The sequence below is a fragment of the Streptomyces sp. NPDC089919 genome (assembly GCF_040684615.1).
Classification (GTDB): domain Bacteria; phylum Actinomycetota; class Actinomycetes; order Streptomycetales; family Streptomycetaceae; genus Streptomyces.
This window is the reverse complement of record NZ_JBFBGK010000108.1, coordinates 11,471-28,846: the sequence shown is the minus strand read 5'-3', so window position 1 is coordinate 28,846 and position 17,376 is coordinate 11,471. Positions and strand designations below refer to the sequence as shown.

At 74.9% G+C, this 17,376-nt stretch carries 15 protein-coding genes, 1 tRNA gene, 1 pseudogene and 1 riboswitch; of the genes and pseudogenes, 12 read left to right on the top strand and 5 right to left on the bottom strand.

Going from position 1 to position 17,376, the window contains the following annotated elements:
* Positions 1-287: 287 nt before the first annotated feature.
* The gene (locus tag AB0O40_RS31290; protein WP_365048683.1) at positions 288-2,405 is read right to left on the bottom strand and encodes an asparagine synthase-related protein; all 2,118 of its coding nucleotides are present in this window, start codon (positions 2,403-2,405) and stop codon (positions 288-290) included.
* 556 nt (positions 2,406-2,961) lie between these two features.
* Here AB0O40_RS31290 and AB0O40_RS31285 point away from each other — a divergent pair.
* The 4 genes and pseudogenes from AB0O40_RS31285 to AB0O40_RS31270 form a co-directional block, all read left to right on the top strand.
* Positions 2,962-4,482, top strand: a complete 1,521-nt coding sequence (locus AB0O40_RS31285) for a sporulation protein (protein ID WP_365048681.1) — start codon at positions 2,962-2,964, stop codon at positions 4,480-4,482.
* 45 nt (positions 4,483-4,527) lie between these two features.
* Positions 4,528-5,724, top strand: a complete 1,197-nt coding sequence (lhgO, locus tag AB0O40_RS31280) for an L-2-hydroxyglutarate oxidase (protein WP_365048680.1) — start codon at positions 4,528-4,530, stop codon at positions 5,722-5,724.
* A gap of 105 nt (positions 5,725-5,829) precedes the next feature.
* Positions 5,830-6,606 carry a tRNA (guanosine(46)-N7)-methyltransferase TrmB gene (gene trmB, locus AB0O40_RS31275; protein WP_365048679.1) on the top strand — a complete coding sequence of 259 codons (777 nt, stop codon included), beginning with the start codon at positions 5,830-5,832 and terminating at the stop codon, positions 6,604-6,606.
* Between the two features lie 103 nt (positions 6,607-6,709).
* Positions 6,710-7,513: pseudogene (locus AB0O40_RS31270) on the top strand (PrsW family intramembrane metalloprotease); the annotation flags it as partial.
* A gap of 85 nt (positions 7,514-7,598) precedes the next feature.
* Here AB0O40_RS31270 and AB0O40_RS31265 read toward each other — a convergent pair.
* The 4 genes from AB0O40_RS31265 to AB0O40_RS31250 all read right to left on the bottom strand — a co-directional run bounded on the left by AB0O40_RS31265 (position 7,599) and on the right by AB0O40_RS31250 (position 10,955).
* Positions 7,599-8,588, bottom strand: coding sequence for a M23 family metallopeptidase (locus AB0O40_RS31265; RefSeq protein WP_365048677.1), 990 nt, complete (start codon positions 8,586-8,588; stop codon positions 7,599-7,601).
* A 9-nt stretch (positions 8,589-8,597) separates the two neighbouring features.
* Positions 8,598-8,729: riboswitch (cyclic di-AMP (ydaO/yuaA leader) on the bottom strand.
* A 249-nt stretch (positions 8,730-8,978) separates the two neighbouring features.
* Positions 8,979-10,160: a PP2C family protein-serine/threonine phosphatase gene (locus tag AB0O40_RS31260; protein ID WP_365048676.1), complete on the bottom strand. Its 1,182-nt coding sequence runs from the start codon at positions 10,158-10,160 to the stop codon at positions 8,979-8,981.
* A gap of 187 nt (positions 10,161-10,347) precedes the next feature.
* A tRNA-Met gene (locus AB0O40_RS31255) sits at positions 10,348-10,421 on the bottom strand.
* 45 nt (positions 10,422-10,466) lie between these two features.
* Positions 10,467-10,955: an FBP domain-containing protein gene (locus AB0O40_RS31250; protein WP_365048674.1), complete on the bottom strand. Its 489-nt coding sequence runs from the start codon at positions 10,953-10,955 to the stop codon at positions 10,467-10,469.
* Positions 10,956-11,028: 73 nt separating this feature from the next.
* Between AB0O40_RS31250 and AB0O40_RS31245 the strand changes: the two genes are divergently transcribed.
* The 8 genes from AB0O40_RS31245 (at position 11,029) to AB0O40_RS31210 (ending at position 17,361) form a co-directional block, all read left to right on the top strand.
* A complete protein-coding gene (locus AB0O40_RS31245; protein WP_365048672.1) occupies positions 11,029-11,622 on the top strand; it encodes a WHG domain-containing protein in 594 nt (197 codons plus the stop codon).
* Positions 11,619-11,966, top strand: a complete 348-nt coding sequence (locus AB0O40_RS31240) for a DUF488 family protein (protein WP_365048670.1) — start codon at positions 11,619-11,621, stop codon at positions 11,964-11,966. The genes AB0O40_RS31245 and AB0O40_RS31240 overlap by 4 nt, the downstream gene beginning before the upstream one ends.
* A gap of 148 nt (positions 11,967-12,114) precedes the next feature.
* Entirely contained in the window at positions 12,115-12,483 is a 369-nt protein-coding gene (locus AB0O40_RS31235; RefSeq protein WP_365048669.1) for a hypothetical protein, read from the top strand.
* An 11-nt stretch (positions 12,484-12,494) separates the two neighbouring features.
* Positions 12,495-13,133: a DUF5819 family protein gene (locus AB0O40_RS31230; RefSeq protein ID WP_365048667.1), complete on the top strand. Its 639-nt coding sequence runs from the start codon at positions 12,495-12,497 to the stop codon at positions 13,131-13,133.
* Positions 13,130-14,476: a DCC1-like thiol-disulfide oxidoreductase family protein gene (locus AB0O40_RS31225; RefSeq protein WP_365048665.1), complete on the top strand. Its 1,347-nt coding sequence runs from the start codon at positions 13,130-13,132 to the stop codon at positions 14,474-14,476. Before AB0O40_RS31230 ends, AB0O40_RS31225 begins: the two co-directional genes overlap by 4 nt.
* An 11-nt stretch (positions 14,477-14,487) precedes the next feature.
* Positions 14,488-15,315 (top strand): serine hydrolase, encoded by an 828-nt coding sequence (locus tag AB0O40_RS31220; RefSeq protein WP_365048663.1) that lies wholly within the window; start codon positions 14,488-14,490, stop codon positions 15,313-15,315.
* Positions 15,316-15,547: 232 nt separating this feature from the next.
* The gene (locus tag AB0O40_RS31215) at positions 15,548-16,207 is read left to right on the top strand and encodes a response regulator transcription factor (protein WP_365048662.1); all 660 of its coding nucleotides are present in this window, start codon (positions 15,548-15,550) and stop codon (positions 16,205-16,207) included.
* The gene (locus AB0O40_RS31210; protein WP_365048660.1) at positions 16,204-17,361 is read left to right on the top strand and encodes a histidine kinase; all 1,158 of its coding nucleotides are present in this window, start codon (positions 16,204-16,206) and stop codon (positions 17,359-17,361) included. The genes AB0O40_RS31215 and AB0O40_RS31210 overlap by 4 nt, the downstream gene beginning before the upstream one ends.
* Positions 17,362-17,376 lie beyond the last annotated feature (15 nt).

The following is a 17,376-nucleotide window of genomic DNA, read 5'->3' as shown; positions in this document are numbered from 1 at the left end:
CCCACCGGTTTCGGGAAGGGGCGGGGTGGGGTCTGGCTCCGCGCAGCGGCCGGGCACGGGCCCGGGAGCCGCGCCTCAATCGCCGGCGGGGCTGGATGCCGCCGGGCATCCCGGCGAGCGGGATGGGCGGGTCCCCGCCCGGGCGGACGCAAAGGGTGGGCGGAGCCCAGGCTTCGGGGCGCCGCCCCGGACCCCGCGCCTCAAACGCCGGCGAGGCTGGAATTGCCGGGCCCCCAGCGAGGGGGATGGGCCGGGGCGCCCGGTCGGGTGGGGGTCGGAGGGGTGGGTTACAAGGCGGGGCGGGTGGGGACGCCGGTGGGGACGGCTCGGCGGCGGGGGGTGGTGGTGCCGGTCCAGCACGTGCCCCGCCGGGCGAGCAGCCGCCGCAGCCACAGCTCCGTGGAGACCAGGTCGGCCAGGCCGTCCAGCGGGACCGGCGCCCCTTCCGAGGCCAGCACCAGCGCCTCCCGCACCACCCGCGCCTCGATCAGCCCCGCATCCGCCAGCAGCGGCGCCGCGAAGAGGTCCAGCAGGACCTCCAGCGCCGACCGCAGTCCGACCAGCGCCGCCGCGCCGCCGTCCGGGGCCACCGCCCCCCAGCCCGCCGGCAGGTCCCGGATGCCGGCCCCCGCGAGGACCGTCCGCAGCACCGCCGCCCGCGCCCCCGGCTGCACCCTTAGCGACTCGGGGAGCGCCCGGGCGGCGCGTACGACCTGGTTGTCGAGGAAGGGCGCGTGCAGCCGCTGGCTGCGGACCTCCACCGCCTGCTCGAAGACCCGGTGGTCGGCCGCCTGCCGGCCCAGTACCGCCCGGGCCCGGGCCTCCCCCGGCCGCAGCGACAGCGGCGGCCGGCCGGCCGCCGCCTCCAGCCTGATCGACACCTCCGCCAGCGCCTCCCCCGTCAGCCACTGGGCCGCGGGCCCCGGCCGGGACCAGGTCAGCGCGGCGATCGAGGACTCCACCGCCCCGGCCGGATCGTCGAAGCGGTGCAGCTTCAGCCGGTCCGCGGCCTCCCGGATCCCGGTCATGTACGAGGTCCGCGAGAGCCGCCGGGCGGCCAGGTACACGGTGAGCGGCACCGCGAGGGACTGCTTCTGGCTCCGGGCCAGCGCGGCCACCGGCTTGACCAGGTGCCGCCGCTGCCGGTCCATCAGCAGGTCCGCGAGCCGGGCCGGGTGCCCGTCCAGCACCTGCCGGGCGCCGTGCCCGACGAAGTGGTCCGCGCTGCCGGCCGCCAGCCGGCGCCGGTGCCGGGCGGCGGTCACCAGCGAGGGCCCCGGCTCGTCGGTGAGCGGGCCGGCCAGGTCGGCGTACGGCAGGGCCTCCTCGGCCGCGGCCACGACGACGTGGTGCAGCCGGGGGTTGGTGGCGATGGCCCGGGCCCGCTCCAGCTCGGCCTCCCGGCCCTGGGGGGTGGCGAGGTCGTTGAAGGTGACCGCGAGCAGCCGCTCGCCGGCCCCGGTGCCGTGCCCGAGGACGGTGCCCGGGACCCCCGGCAGCCCGGCGGCGAGCAGGGCGAGGGTGGCGGAGGCGCTGCCGCCGGAGAGGTCGGCGCCGATGCCGGGGGCCGGGCCGCCGCGGGCCGCCCGCCGGTCGGCGGGGCCCATGCCCGGGACCGGCCCGGGGTCGTACCCGAGGGTGTCCGGCGCGTGCCGGGGCGCCGCGAGACGGGCCCGGACCGCGTCCACCAGGGCCTCCCTGACGCCTTCCACGGCCCGGTCGGGGTCGGTCTGGGGGGCGGCGACGGCCAGCGAGGCGACCGGTTCGTACCCGGTGATCTCCCGGGACCCCTCGCGCAGGATCAGCGCGTGCCCGGGCGGGATCCGCCGGACCCCGGCGTAGGGGGTGCCGTCGCCCAGCGCCTCGGGGCTGTCGGGGCAGGCCAGCAGCGCGGCCAGGTGCCCGATGTCGAGCTGGGCCTCGATGAGGTCGGCCAGCGGGAGGGCGGCGGTGGCGAAGGCCGTGCCGTTGGCCCAGGGGGTGTAGAAGACCGGCCGGGCGCCGGCCAGGTCCCCGGTCACGGTGATCCGGCGGCCGGCCTGGACCACCGCGGTGTAGCTGCCGGGCCAGGCGGTCAGGTGCCGCAGAGCGCCGCCGCGGGCCGCGAACAGGCCCCGGCGCAGCTCCTCGTCGGAGGCCCCGCAGCAGCCCAGCACGGCCAGCCGGGTGAAGGGGTCGGCGGGGTCCGCGAGGACGGTGCGGATCTCGTCGGGGCGCCAGTCGCCGACCGCCCAGAGCGGGTCGGGGTCGCCCCACAGGAGCTGGGCGCCGACGGGGTGGAGGGTGCGGGCGGCGTCCTCGGGCGCGTCATCGGAGTCGGCGAGTCCGCCGCGCACGGTGTCGGCGAGCCGGCCGGCCGTCCCGAAGCTAGCGGCGATACTGCTCCAGCCCACCAACCAGCGCATCGACCGCCTCCACAGACTGTGGACAAGTTCGGGTCCATGCTGCCACGAGAGAGGCGCGCGGGAGGGGCTAAGGGGGGCGCACATGCAAACGAACACGCCCCGGTCATGCGGTATTTGGCGTTCCGCGGCAACCGTGCCATAGGTCGGTTTCGGCCATTCTTCACCGCACCGTTTCCGTGCCGGACGCGTACGGGCGGGACGGACGGGGCGCCACGAGTGCGGTCCGGGAGGCGCGGTCCGCCTCCCGGACCGGTCCGCCACCCGCGGGGATTGAGGCGGCGGCGTCCCCCGGCCCACCGGTTCCACGCAGCGGGCCGACCCACGCACCCCACATGGAATCCCCAACCAGGAGACCCGGCGAGAGCGCACGCACGGGCGCACGGCCACACGGGCGGAGCACGCCAGGACCGGCCGCCCGGCACCGCGCGCGTATGTACGGACCACAATCCCGCCATAGGGAATCAGAGCCCTTAACGCTTGGGATGCGGCGAACTACGCTGGGTTTACGAATGCCGGGTGCCTATGCCCCGGCGGCCGTCTGCGTGAGGGGTGGCGCATGTCCAGGGAGCTCCGCGAGCCGAACGAGAAGCTCGGCACCGTCCTCGCCCTCGCGGGTATCAGCAACGCCGGACTGGCGCGACGGGTCAACGACCTCGGCGCGCAGCGCGGCCTGACGCTTCGTTACGACAAGACCTCGGTGGCCCGCTGGGTCTCCAAGGGCATGGTCCCGCAGGGCGCGGCCCCCCATCTGATCGCGGCGGCGATCGGGGCGAAACTCGGCCGCCCGGTACCGCTCCACGAGATCGGGCTGGCGGACGCCGACCCCGCGCCGGAGGTCGGGCTGGCCTTCCCGCGGGACGTGGGCGCGGCCGTCCGGTCCGCCACCGACCTCTACCGGCTGGACCTGGCGGGGCGGCGCGGCGGTGGCGGGATCTGGCAGTCGCTGGCGGGCTCCTTCGCCGTGTCCGCGTACGCCACCCCGGCCTCGCGCTGGCTGATAACTCCCGCCGACAGCTCGGTGGCCCGCGAGGCGCCGGCCGCCCCGGCGGCCCCGGCCGGCGGGGCGGGCCTGCCCGGCGGCCCCGGTGCGGCCGCCGGCCGGCCGGTCCGCGAGACACCGGACACCGGCCCGCCGGGGGCACCCGCCGGCGGTGGCGGGGGGCGGGTCGGGCACAGCGACGTGGCCAAGCTCCGCGAGGCCGCCGAGGACGCCCGCCGCTGGGACTCCAAGTACGGCGGCGGGGACTGGCGCTCCTCGATGGTCCCGGAGTGCCTGCGGGTGGACGCGGCGCCGCTGCTGCTGGGCTCGTACTCGGACGAGGTGGGCCGGGCCCTCTTCGGCGCCACCGCCGAACTGACCCGGCTGGCCGGCTGGATGGCCTTCGACACCGGCCAGCAGGAGGCCGCCCAGCGCTACTACATCCAGGCCCTGCGCCTGGCCCGGGCCGCGGCGGACGTCCCGCTCGGCGGCTACGTCCTGGCCTCCATGTCCCTGCAGGCCACCTACCGCGACTTCGCCGACGAGGGCGTGGACCTGGCCCAGGCGGCCATCGAGCGCAACCGCGGCCTGGCCACCTCCCGCACGATGAGCTTCTTCCGGCTGGTGGAGGCCCGGGCGCACGCCAAGGCCGGCGACTCCGCGGCGGCCGGGGCCGCGCTGCGGGCCGCCGAGGGCTGGCTGGAGCGCTCCCGGGAGGGGGACGCCGACCCGACCTGGCTCGGCTTCTACTCCTACGACCGCTTCGCGGCGGACGCGGCGGAGTGCTACCGCGACCTGAAACTCCCGCGGCAGGTCCGCCGCTTCACCGAGCAGGCGCTGTCCCGGCCCACCGAGGAGTTCGTCCGCTCGCACGGCCTCCGGCTGGTGGTCAGCGCGGTCGCGGAGCTCGAGTCGGGGAACCTGGACGCGGCCTGCGCCCAGGGCACCCGGGCCGTCGAGGTGGCCGGCCGCATCTCCTCCGCGCGCACCACCGAGTACGTCCGCGACCTCCTGCACCGGCTGGAGCCGTACGGCCACGAGCCGCGGGTGGCCGAGCTGCGGGAGCGGGCGCGCCCGCTGCTGACCGCTCCCGTGTGACCCGTGTTGTCAGTGCCGGGGTGCAGTATCGGGGTGGGAGGTGGCATGGAGCGCGTGCACTGCGACGTGGTGGTGATCGGCGGCGGGATCGTCGGGATGTCCACCGCCCATGCCCTGGCCCGGCTCGCGCCCGGGACCCGCGTCGTGGTGCTGGAGAAGGAGCCCGGCCCGGCCCGGCACCAGACCGGCCGCAACAGCGGCGTGATCCACAGCGGCATCTACTACCGGCCCGGCTCGCTCAAGGCCCGCTTCGCGGTCCGCGGCGCCGCCGAGATGGTCAAGTTCTGCGCGGAGCACGACATCCCCCACGAGGTCACCGGCAAGCTGATCGTCGCCACCCGCCGCGCGGAGCTGCCGCGGCTGCACGCCCTGGTCCAGCGCGGCCGGGAGAACGCCATCCCGGTCCGGGAGCTGGGCCCCGCCCAGATCGCGGAATACGAACCGGAGGTGGCCGGCCTCGCCGCGATCCAGGTGGGCACCACCGGCGTCGTCGACTACACCGCGGTGACCGAGCGGCTGGCCGAGGCCTCCGGGGCCGAGGTCCGGTACGGCGCGGCGGCGGTCCGCATCTCCCGGCGGGCCGACGGCGTCGCGGTCGGCACCTCCGCCGGCCTGGTGGTGCGGGCCAGGGCCCTGGTCAACTGCGCCGGGCTGCACTGTGACCGGGTGGCCCGGCTGGCCGGGGACGACCCGGGCGTGCGGATCGTCCCCTTCCGCGGCGAGTACTACGACCTGGCCCGGCCGGAGCTGGTGCGGGGGCTGGTCTATCCGGTGCCCGACCCGGCCTTCCCCTTCCTCGGCGTCCACCTCACCCGGGGCGTCTCCGGCGGAGTCCACGTCGGCCCCAACGCCGTCCCGGCGCTGGCCCGGGAGGGGTACGCCTGGGGCACGGTCCGCCCGGCCGACCTCGCCTCGGAGCTGGCCTGGCCCGGGACGTGGCGGGTGGCCCGCCGGCACTGGCGGTACGGCGCGGGCGAGGTCCACCGCTCCCTGTCCAAGCGCGCCTTCACCACGGCCGTGCGGCGGCTGCTGCCGGCCGTGACGGAGGCCGACCTCACGCCGGCCGGGTCGGGGGTGCGGGCGCAGGCCGTCCTGCGGGACGGCACCCTCGCCGACGACTTCCTGATCCGCGAGTCCGCGCGGGCGGTCCACGTCCTGAACGCCCCGTCCCCGGCCGCGACCGCCGCGCTCCCCATCGGCCGGGAGATCGCCCGCCGAGCGCTGGCCGCTGCGCGGCCGTAGGGGGCGGCCACCCTGTCGCGCACCTGCCCGGCCCCCAGGCCCCCCTCAGATCGCTCTCCCCTCACAAAAAGGGCACCCCCCACCCCCGCCCCGTAGAATCACCCGGTGTCCGAGTCGCAGAACCCCCAGCCCAAGGCCCCTCCGGTCTGGCGCCATCAGCCGCGCTTTCCCGACGGGCCCGCGCCCGATCCGGCCGGTTCGCACCACGAGCGGCGGATCCGGAGCTTCCAGCCGCGCCGGAGCCGGGTGACCACCAGCCAGGAGGACGCCCTCCGGCGGATGTGGGGCACCTGGGGCCTGGACATCGACGGGCGCGACGTACTCGACCTCGAGAAGATGTTCGACGGGCTGCCCGTCGTCCTCGAGATCGGTTTCGGGATGGGCGAGGCGACCGCCCAGATGGCCGCCGAGGACCGCGGCACCGGCATCCTCGCCGCGGACGTGCACACCCCCGGCCAGGGAAACCTCCTCGCCCTCGCGGAGCGGAACGGCCTCACCAACGTCCGGGTGGCCAACGGCGACGCGATCATCCTGCTCCGCGAGATGCTGGCCCCGCACTCCCTCGCCGGGATGCGCGTGTACTTCCCGGACCCCTGGCCCAAGAAGCGCCACCACAAGCGCCGGCTGATCCAGCCCGAGTTCCTGACCCTGGCGGCCACCCGGCTGGCGCCCGGCGCCGTCCTGCACTGCGCCACCGACTGGGCCGAGTACGCCGAGCAGATGCTCGAAGTGCTCAGCGCGCACCCGGACTTCGAGAACACCCAGGCCGACGGCGGGTACGCGCCGCGGCCGGACTTCCGGCCGCTCACCCGCTTCGAGGGCCAGGGGCTCGACAAGGGGCACGTCGTCCACGACCTGCTCTTCCGGCGCACGGCCGGCTGACCGCCCGCCCGGCCCGGCCCGCACCGGCGGGCCGGCCGCTCGTCAGGGGTACCCGAGGGGCAAAACCCGGACTCCGGTCCGGGCCCGCCGTTACTGTGCCCCCGTGTTCCGGGTCCTGTCTCGTGCCTCCGTCGGGCTGCTCGCGGTCGCCGGAGTGCTGATCCTCGTCCTCGTACGGGAGCAGACCGGCACCCGGGGCTTCTTCGTCGGCCTCGGCCTGGCCGTGCTGCCGGTACCCCCGCTGCTCGCGGTGTTCCACTGGCTGGGGCGGGCTCGGCCGGGGCCCTGGCCGGGCCACCTCTTCGCGTTCACCTGGGGCGCCTGCGCCGCCGCGCTCATCGCCATAGTGGCCAACAGCTTCGCCTCCCGCTGGATGGCGGCGGCCGGCACCGACCCGCACGAGGCCGACCGGCTGGGCTCGATCCTGGTCGCCCCGGTGGTCGAGGAGCTGGCCAAGGCCGCCGCGCTGCTGCTGGTCTGCCTCTTCAGCGGGCCCCGGTTCGCCGGGATCACCGACGGGATCGTGGTGGCGGGCTTCACCGCGTGCGGGTTCGCCTTCACCGAGAACGTCCTCTACCTCGGCAACGCCTACGTCGACGACCTGGCGAGCGGGGCCCCGCTCAGCGACTCCCTGACCGCGGCCACCTTCTTCGTCCGGGTGGTGCTGTCGCCCTTCGCGCACCCGCTGTTCACGGTGTGGACCGGGCTCGGCCTCGGCTGGGCGGCCGGCGCGGCGGGCCGGCGGTACCGGAGCCTCGCGCCGACCGCCGGGCTGCTGCTGGCGGTGGCCGTGCACGCCCTGTGGAACAGCTCGTCCGAGTTCGGCGAGCACGGCTTCTACCTCGTCTACGGCACGGTGATGGTGCCGGTCTTCGCGCTGCTGTGCGGGCTGGCCGTGCGCTCGCGCGGCGGCCCGGACCCGGTGGCGCTCCTCGCCGCGGTGCTGCGGCGGGCCCGGGCGCGAGGGGCCGTCGCCCCGGCCGCGCCGCGCGCTACGCGTTCAGCCCGCGTGCCGCGAGCCAGGACAGCGGATCCACGGTCGATCCGCCTTCCCGTACTTCCAGATGCAGATGGGCGCCCGTGACGTTGCCGGTGGCGCCGACCCGGCCGATGGTCTCGCCGGTGGTGACCGTGCCGGAGGTGACGGACATCGAGGAGAGGTGGCAGTACCAGAGCTCGGTGCCGTCGGCCAGGCGCAGCACGATCCGGTAGCCGTAGGGGCCCGACCAGCCGGCGGAGACGACGGTGCCGCCGTGCACGGCCTTGACCGGGGTGCCGGTGGGGGCGGCGAAGTCGAGACCGGTGTGGTGGCCCGAGGACCACATCGAACCGGAGTCGCCGTAGTGGGAGGTGAGCGTGTACGCGGAGGTCGGCAGCACGTAGCTCTTGGCGAGCTGCGCCAGCCGGGCGGCTTCCGCCTTGGCCGCGGCCGCGGCCTTCGCCGCCGCCTCGGCGGCCTTGCGGGCCGCTTCCTGCTGGGCCTTCGCGCGGGCCGCGGCGGCCTCTTCGGCCTCCCGCCGGGCGGCGTCCTTGGCCTCGGCGGCGGCCGCGTCGGCCTGGGACTCGGCCTGCTGGAGGATCCGGTGGCGCAGCGCCTCGCCCGCGTCGGTGCCGGCGGCGGCCTGCTCGGGGGTGGCGCCCGCGGTGGTGAGCGGGGCGTCCACGGCCACCCGGCCGGCGGCCGGGGCCTCGGCCCCGTCGTCCAGGTCGGGCAGCAGGGACGGCATGGATATCGCGACCGGGGGCTTGTCCTGGGCGGTGGCCATGCCGGCCGCGCCGACCGCGGCGATGATGCCGACGCCGAGGACGGTGGAGCTGCGGGCGAGCCCGCCGCGCTGCTTGGCCACGCGGTGGCGTCCGGCCACCGGGCGGACGGAGTCCTCGGTGGGGTTCCACTCGCCCCAGGCTCCGGCGGCGGCCGGGGCACCGGAGGGGCCCTGGAGCTGCTCGGCGGCTTCGGGGGCAGGCTGGTTGGACGCCACGGGGGCGCTCCTTTCCTTCCTTCTCGCCTACCGGGTTAGCTGACGGGTTCGGAGCAGGAAGGTCTCCTACGGGCGAGCGGCCCGATTCACCCCAATGTGGTGGTTCCCCGGTTCCCTCACGGGATTCGGCGCGCACGCGCGCGGTGCCGTCTCTTGCGACGGCTGGGACATCCGCGCTGCGTTATCGAACGGTAATAGACAACAGGGAGTGATTCCAAGCTGCATCGCTTGATCCTTCCGGCCAACACGCCACTCCGTGACCGACATTGGCCAGGACTTTTGCGACATCAGGCAACAACTAGGGACGAGACGACCGGGCGGCGATCGCCCCGACGGCCGCATTCTTTCGCTGACGTCCCGTCAAGAAGGATGCGGAGCGCGGCCTTTCGGTCACCCGCCGTCACCACCGCCGGCGGCCGCCCGGCGCCGCCGCCCCACCGGTACCGTCCGCCGCCGCGCGGACTGCCCCGCCGGGGGCCGCCCCACCGCCAGCAGCGCCATGTCGTCGGTGGTCCCGCCGCCCGTGTGCCGCCGTACGTCGGCGACGAGGGCGGTCAGCAGCGCCTCGGGCCCGGCGAAGACCCGGCCGCGCAGCCGGCCGGGCGGATCGTAGAAGCCGCCCCGGGCGTCCCGGGCCTCGGTGAGCCCGTCGGTGTGCAGCAGCAGGGTGGCCCCCGGCGGGAAGCACCACTGGTCCGCGCGGTCCGGCCAGCTCCCCAACTCCCCCATGCCCAGCGGCAGCGCGGGCTCGGCCGGGGCCAGCTCCTGCAGCCCGCCGTCCGCGTGCAGCAGCAGCGGCCCGGGGTGGCCCCGGTTGACCACCCGCACCAGCCCTTCGCGGTGCCGGAACTCGGCCAGCACGCAGGTGGTGAACCCCTCGACCGCGTCCAGCGAGTCCCGCCGGACGCCCTCCCGGGCCAGCGCCCGGTCCAGCCGGCCGGCCACCCCCTCCAGGGTGGGTTCCTGCTCGGCCGCCTCCCGGAAGGCCCCCAGCACCACGGCGACCGCCTCGACCGCGCCCAGGCCCTTGCCCCGTACGTCGCCCACCGCCAGCCGGACCCCGTACGGCGTGTCCTGGACGGCGTACAGGTCGCCGCCGATGAAGGCGTCGGCCTCGGCGGCCTCGTACCGGGCGGCGACCTCCAGGCCGCCGATCCGGGCGGCGGGGGTGGGCAGCACGGCCCGCTGCGCCACCTCGGCGATTCCGCGGACCGAGGCCAGCCGGTCGCTGCTGCGCCGGACCACCCGGTTGATCAGGAGCGCCAGCGCCGAGACGGTGAAGACCGTGACCAGCTCGGTGACCGCCTCGACCTTGGCGCCGGTGCCGTTGTGCAGGTGCAGGGCGAGCACCGAGAACGAGGCCAGCGCCCCGGTCAGCAGGGTGGCGCCGAAGGAGAAGAGCGGGGCGGCGATCAGCGGGGCCGCCGAGAAGAACGGCGACCCGGTGAAGTCGGGCGGGGTCAGCAGGTCGAAGAGCAGGCCCAGCCCGATCAGCAGGGCGGGCAGGATCCGCAGGAAGACCCGGGTCGGACGCCCGCCCGCCCGGCCGGCGGTGTGCCTGCGCTGCCCCACCGCGTCACTCCCTGCCCGGTCCGCTCGCATGGGTGCGGGACCGCACACCCCGCCCCGTCAGCCTGGGGGCGGCGGCCCGGACCGGCGAGCCGGGGGCGCCCGGACGGGTGGCGGCACCCGCGGGAGCCACCCGCACCCGGACACGACGAAGGCCCGGATCCTTGAGGATCCGGGCCTTCGTACGGAGTAGCGGGGACAGGATTTGAACCTGCGACCTCTGGGTTATGAGCCCAGCGAGCTACCGAGCTGCTCCACCCCGCGTCGGTAAACCCAAGCCTACGCCATCCGAGGGGGTGCTCGGCGCCATTAAAGCTGCGCGAGGAAACCGGCGAGGTTTCCGCGCATCCGCTCCACCTGCTCCTCGACGGTCAGCGACTCCTCGAAGCGGCCGCCCGGCTCCGGCTGCTTGCGGCCGCGCACATACAGGGAGCAGTCGAGGTCGGTGCACATGTAGATGCCCACGGAGTTCCCCTCGCGGCCCTCCTTGCCGGACTTGCGGGCCGTCATCAGGGACACGCCCCCGCCCGGCCGGGTGGTCAGGCACAGCGAGCACATGCTGCGCTGCAGGAAGCCGCGCTTGGTCGCGGGGAACCGCAGCGCCACGCCCGCCAGCCGGCCCTCGTGCTCGGTGACGACGTAGCTGCGGTCGGGGGCGGACAGGTCCCGCCAGCCGAGGAAGTCCAGGTCGGCCCAGGGGCGCTCGGCCAGGTCCCGGGGCAGCGGCAGGCGCTGCGCCTCGCCCTTGGAGCAGTTAATGAAGGATCCTCGGATGTCGGACTCGGTCAGTGGTCTCATACCGGGAACGCTACGGTTACCTAGACCCACTAGGCAAACGATTAAACGACTAAGGCAAAGGATCCCGCCGCCCATGCCCCGCGTAGGCCTGACCATCGACCGCCTGGTGAGCGCCGCCGCCGAGCTGGCGGACTCCGGCGGCCTGGACGCCGTCACCGTCTCCGCGCTCGCCCGCGGCTTCGGGGTGAAGGACGCGAGCCTCTACTCGCACGTCAAGAACGTCCAGGACCTGCGGTCCCGGCTGGCGGTGCGGTGCGCCGCCGAGTTCGCCGACGGCCTCGGCGAGGCCCTGGCCGGCCGCTCCGGACGCGCCGCGCTGGCCGGCTTCGCCCGGGCCTACCGGGACTTCGCGGTGGGCAGCCCCGGCCGGTACGCCGCCACCCAGCTGCCGCTGCCGGCCGAGACGCTGGCCGCCTCGCCCGGACACCTGCGGATGGTCGAGTACACCTACGCGCTGCTGCGCTCGTACGACCTGGCCGAGCCGGACCGGACCGACGCCGTCCGGCTGCTCCGCAGCACCCTGCACGGCTTCGCCGCCCTGGAGGCCGCCGCCGCCTTCCACGCCGAGCGGCCGCTGGACGCCTCCTGGAGCCGGATGATCGACGCCCTGCACCAGCTCCTCACCCACTGGCCCCCGGCGCAGGCCTCCACCACCCTGTCCCCATGACCACCATCCGAGTCGCCCGCGTCTACGACCCGCCGGCCCCCGAGGACGGCACGCGGGTCCTGGTCGACCGCCTCTGGCCGCGCGGCATCAGCAAGGCCGACGCCCGGGTCGACGAGTGGCCCAAGGCCCTCACCCCGTCGAACGAGCTGCGCCGCTGGTACCACGCCGGCGAGGGCCCGTACGAGGAGTTCCGCACCCGCTACGCGGCCGAACTGACCGCCCCGGCCGCGGCCGAGGCCCTGCGGTCCCTGCGCACCCTCGCGGCTCAGGGCCCCGTCACCCTCCTGACCGCCGTCAAGAACCCCGCGGAGAGCCACGTCTCCGTCCTCCTCGAACACCTCTGACCCGTCGGCCGACGCCGAAGAGCGCCCCTGCCGGTCGTTGCCGGGAGGGTCGCTGACGCGTGCGCTCGACCGGCCCGCCCGCCCCCGCCGAGCAGCGGCGGGACTCCGGCCGCTCGGGGGTGCCGTGGGGCCGGAGTCGGTGACGAACATGATCACCGACACCGCCTCACCAAAGGAGAAGCGCATGAAGAAGATCTTCGCCGTTGCCGGTCTGGCACTCGGGGGAGCCGCCTTGGTCGTCGCCACGCAGGGCACGGCGCAGGCGTCCACTGCCCCGCAGGCAGCCGTTACCCCCCATGCCGTCCAAGGGCCGTCGGACGCCCCGGCGGGTCTCGGATCCCTGCTCGGCAAGGCCGGAAAGGCCGTCGGCAATGCGGCGGGCAAGGCGTACGTCCACGCCAGGGCCGCCTGCCCTTCGGTCGCCGAGGCAGCCGGTCAGATCACCGACCACCTGGGCACGGTGAGCCCGGCCGGACTGCCCGACGTCGAGTCGGCCGAGGCGGTCTTCGACAAGTGAGGGTCCACCTCATGGCCAGGAGGGCGGTGCTCCTCGTGGGCGCCGCCCTGCTGGGCCTCCATTTCGCCATTGCGGCCTTCTCCCAGATGCCCATCACCCCGTTGAAGCTCCGGTACTTCCCCAGGGCCGCTGCCTACCTGGAGCCGTACTTCGCTCAGAACTGGATGCTGTTCGCGCCGGATCCGCTCTCGGACGACCGCGGTGTCCTGGCCCGCGCTCGGTGCGCCGACCGCACGGAGACCCCGTACTACGACGTGACGTCGAGGTACATCCAGAGCGCCCAGAGCAGCCGGTTCTTCCCCTCACGCATGTCGCGGCTGGTCACGGGGAACGTGCAGCAGCTCACTGGGGGAGACCCCGTGCTCTCCCGGCTCCGGGAGGCCGAGAAGGCCAAGAAGAAGAAACCGCTGCCTCTCATGCCTCAGGAGAAGACCTCCCAGGAGGAAGCCAGGCGTTTCCTGGCTCGCTACGCGCTGACCCAGCTGCCCACGGGAGCCTGTCCCAGTGGCGTCGACGGCGTACGGCTGCGCATGTACGTGCACACCCCGCCCCCGTGGTCGAAGCGGAACGACCGTTCCGCCGAAGCCGCCGCCGCAGCAGCCATCGAGACGTTCGACTTCGACTGGACGAATGCCGGAGACCTGAGATGACGACCATCCTCCGCTGCCTGGACCGTGCGGGCAGCAGTCCCCTGGGCGTGCTCGGCGTCAGCGGTGCCCGGCTCCTGCTCGGATTCGTCGGGTTCATGTACTACGCGAGCCAGTACGGAGACCGCACCTACCTGTTCGGCCCAAAGGGAGTGCTGCCCTGGGCGGAATTCACCGCGGACCTGCATGACACCGGCACGTTCAGCCTCTATGCGGTGAGCTCGTCCCCCCTGTGGTTCGAGCTGGTCTTCCACGCCGGCATGGCGGCGGCGCTCGCCGTCACGGTCGGGATGGGCGGCCGCGTGTGCCTTGCCGTCCATTGGGTCTGTCTCTGGTCGCTCTACCAGCGCCTTCCGGTGCTGCTCGACGGCGGGGACAACCTGGCGTACCTCGTCATCCCCATGCTCATGCTGACCCGTTGCTACGACCGTCTCTCCGTGCCCACGGGGCTGGCGCGCCGTCTTGCGGGGCGCACCCCGGAGTTCCTGCGATCGCTGTCGACACCTCTGCACAATCTGGGCGTGCTCGCCATCGCCACGCAGCTCTGCCTGGTCTATGTGGTCAGCGGTCTCTACAAGGTCCAGGGGAGGATGTGGCAGGACGGCACCGCACTCTTCTACGTTCTGCGTGTGGCGGAGTTCAGCCTTCCCGGGGTCTCCTCGCTCGTCTACGAGAATGACGCGCTCGTGGTGCTGGGTACCTACGCCACCACGATGTTCCTGGTCTACTTCCCGCTCGGAATCCTCGTGCCGAGGCTTCGCCCATGGGCCGCGGCCGCCTCCATCGGGTTCCACCTGTCGATCGCGGTGCTGATGGGACTCACCGGATTCGCGCTGACGATGGTGGCCTGCGACCTGATCTTCCTCAGTCGCCCCCTGGAATCAGCCCTCCGCCGTACGACGGCGCTCCTCCGACGCTCCTCTCGTCCGCCCCGGTCGGAACTCCGGGCCCCGCACGGAGATCACGCCCGTCCACCAGTTCTGGCGTTCGATGGTGACTGCGGGTTCTGCCAGTTGTCGATCGACCGGATCACCGCCGCGGCCCGCCCCGCCATCGAGGCGGTCCCCTGGCAGTCTCTGCCTGCCGGCACGACCGCGCCCCATCTGGCACGACTCGACCAGGAAGTCCTCCTGTTCCAGGACGGCCGCGTCCTGGCCGGCGGCGCACCGGCGCTCGCCGGGTACGTACGACACTCGCCCCTGCGACGCTACCGCCTGACCGCGGTCGCGCTGGGCCTGCCAGGCATCCGGGGATGCGCGGGGGCCGCGTACCGCGTGGTCGCACGGAACCGGCACCGTATGCCGGGCGGCGCGGGTACCTGCGTGGCACTCGCGCCCCGCTCTTGAAGGAGAAACGCATGCCCCGGACCCCCACCCTCACCGTCGGGCGGGACGTCGCCCTGCGCGCCGTGCACGGCCACGACGCCGACCGGTACGTCCAGATCGGTTCGCTGACCAAGGTCGTCACCGGTACCGCCCTGGTACGCCTGGCCCATGAGGGGGTGCTCGGACTCGACGACCCGGTGGAGCGGTGGCTCCCGGCGGCCCCCGGCACCGGCGTCACCCTGCGGAACCTGGCCGACCACACCTCGGGCCTGCCCCGGCTGCCCCCGGGGCTGCGACGCCGGGACCCGTACCGCGACTTCGACCGGCCCGCGCTGCTGTCCGTACTGGGCGAGCTGGACCGCGTCGTCACCGCGCCCGCCGGTACCGGTGAGGAGTACTCGAACCTCGGGTACGCGGTGCTGGGGGCCGCGCTCTGCGCCGCGACCGGGCTGGCGTACGAGGAACTGGTCCGCGCGCACGTACTGGACCCGCTGGGCGTCGACCGGATGACGGCGGACCCCCCGCACGGCGAGCGGCTGTCGGCCACCGGCCGGTGGGGGCGCCCGGTGCGGCCCTGGACGATGACCGGGGCCGTGCTGCCGGCCGGCGGGCTGTGGGCCGACGCGGCCGCCGCCGCCCGGCTGGTCACCGGGCTGCTCGTGGAGCGCGCCCTCGGCGAGCCCGCCCCGTCCTGGCAGCGGACCGGCGGGGTGGTCTGGCACAACGGCGCCACCCGGGGCGCCTCGGTCTTCGCGGGCGCCCTCGCCGACGGCCGCTGGGTGCTGGTCCACCGGCTCGGCGGAGCGCCCGGGGCGGCCGACCGGATCGGTGGCGAACTCCTGGCCGGCCGGAGCACGTGACGCCGGGCGCCCGCCCCGGCAGGAGGGCGTGCGGCGGGTCCCCCCTCGTCACCGCCGCACACCCTCGGGGCAACGGTGCCCTGTCCGGTCCGCGCGCCGACACCACCGACCGGCGGTGGCGCCACCCGCCGATCGGCGGGTCCCGCCGCCGGTCCCGGCCGCCTACACTGCTTGAAAAGTCGACAAATTTGCCATAGGTGGGCGTGTGCACGGGTCTGGAGGAACGGCCGCGGTGCGCGTCGTGGTCGTCGACGACGAGGCCCTGATGCGGTCCGGGCTGGAGATGATCCTGGGCAGCGCACCGGGCATCGAGGTGCTCGGCGCCTGCGAGGGACCGGCGGCCCTGCGGACCGTCACCCGGCACCGCCCGGACGTCGTCCTGCTGGACATCCGCATGCCCGGTCTCGACGGCCTCGCCGTACTCGCGCAGCTGTCCGCACTGCCGGACCCGCCGGTCGTCGCCATGCTCACCGCGTTCGCCTCGGACGAGTACGTCCACACCGCGATGCACCAGGGCGCGGCCGGCTACCTCCTGAAGGACACCGACCCCGACCAGCTGGTGCGCGAGGTACGGGCCCTCGCCGCGGGCGGCCGCCCGCTCTCCCCCGCCGTCACCCCCGTGGTCATCGAGGGGTACCTCGCACACGGCGCGGGCACCCGCGGCGCCGCCCGCGAGGTCGCGGCGCTGAGCCCCCGGGAACGCCAGGTCCTGGCCCTGCTCGGGCAGGGGCTGACGAACGCGCGGATAGCCCAGCGCCTGCACCTGGCGCCCAGCACGGTCAAGGACCACCTCAGCGCCCTGATGGGCAAACTCCGGTGCGGCAACCGGGTCCAGGCGGCCGTGGTCGCCGAACGCGCCGGTCTGCTCCACCACACCTCGGCGGGCCCGTGAGGCCCCGGCTCCGGCGGCCCCGGCGCCCGGTCTGGCTGGTCCTCGGCGTCGGGATCCCCGCCCTCCAGGCCTTCCTCGAAATCTGCTTCGCCGAGCCGTGGTACGGGCTCTTCGGCGCACTGGCCGCGGCGGCCGCCCCCGTCGCCCTGCTGGCGGCCCACCGCGCACCCCGTGCGGTCTTCCTCGCCACCCTCCCCTGCCTGTACACCGGCATGGACGCCGGCCCCCTGATGGCCCTGTACCCGGTGGCCCTGCACAGCCGCAGCCGCTGGATCCCGGTCCTCTGCGCGATCATCTGGATGTCCGTGAACCAGCAGGCGCCCGTGCACTACCGGTTCAGCCACGCCTTCGACAACACCGCCCATTTCCTCGCCATGACCGGCTACTTCATGCTGTGCGGCGCCCCGGTGCTCCTGGGCCGCCTGCACCGCACCCGTGCCGAGCTCCGGGCCCGCGTCGCGGACCTGGAGGCGGCCCGGGAGCGCGAGGACGCCCTGCTGGCCGGCCAGGTCCTGGCGACCGAGCGGACCCGCCTGGCCAGGGAGATGCACGACGTCATCGCCCACCGGGTGGGTCTGATCAGCGTGCAGTCCGCGGCCCTCGAGGTCACCAGCACCGAGCCGGCCGTCCAGCGGACCGCGCGGGGCATCCGGGAGCTCTCCGCCGCCACGCTCGGCGAACTGCGGCAACTGCTGGGCGTCCTGCGCGCCCCCGGGCGCCCCGACGGCCTGCGGGCACCGCAGCCCAGCCTCGGCGACCTGCCCCAGCTGGTCACCGACAGCGGCCTCGACGTCGACCTCCGGATGGAGGTCCCCCTGGTGGGCCCGGCCGCCGCGACCTGGTCGGGCGCGGTGCAGCACGCGGTGTTCCGCACCGTCCAGGAGGGCCTGACCAATGCCGCCAAGCACGCGCCCGGCGCTCCCGTGGACGTCCACCTCCACGCGACGGACCGTCATCTGCACGTGAAGGTCCGCAGCAGCCGGCCCGCCCCCGGCGCCACCGTCCCCGACCTGCCCGGCAGCGGCCTCGGCATCACGGGACTACGCGAGCGCGCCCGGCTGGCCGGCGGCACCCTCGAAGCCGGCCCGACCCGCGACGGCGGCCACCTCCTGCACGCCGTCTACCCCTGCGGGCCCGCCACCGGAAACGCCTGAGCGCCCCACCCGGAC

Coding starts and splice junctions, on each gene's coding strand:
- AB0O40_RS31290 (WP_365048683.1), bottom strand. CDS start 2,405: ATGCGCTGGTTGGTGGGCTGGAGCAGTATCGCCGCTAGCTTCGGGACG.
- AB0O40_RS31225 (WP_365048665.1), top strand. CDS start 13,130: ATGACGACCATCCTCCGCTGCCTGGACCGTGCGGGCAGCAGTCCCCTG.
- AB0O40_RS31250 (WP_365048674.1), bottom strand. CDS start 10,955: ATGAGACCACTGACCGAGTCCGACATCCGAGGATCCTTCATTAACTGC.
- AB0O40_RS31245 (WP_365048672.1), top strand. CDS start 11,029: ATGCCCCGCGTAGGCCTGACCATCGACCGCCTGGTGAGCGCCGCCGCC.
- AB0O40_RS31230 (WP_365048667.1), top strand. CDS start 12,495: ATGGCCAGGAGGGCGGTGCTCCTCGTGGGCGCCGCCCTGCTGGGCCTC.
- AB0O40_RS31285 (WP_365048681.1), top strand. CDS start 2,962: ATGTCCAGGGAGCTCCGCGAGCCGAACGAGAAGCTCGGCACCGTCCTC.
- AB0O40_RS31240 (WP_365048670.1), top strand. CDS start 11,619: ATGACCACCATCCGAGTCGCCCGCGTCTACGACCCGCCGGCCCCCGAG.
- AB0O40_RS31220 (WP_365048663.1), top strand. CDS start 14,488: ATGCCCCGGACCCCCACCCTCACCGTCGGGCGGGACGTCGCCCTGCGC.
- AB0O40_RS31235 (WP_365048669.1), top strand. CDS start 12,115: ATGATCACCGACACCGCCTCACCAAAGGAGAAGCGCATGAAGAAGATC.
- lhgO (WP_365048680.1), top strand. CDS start 4,528: ATGGAGCGCGTGCACTGCGACGTGGTGGTGATCGGCGGCGGGATCGTC.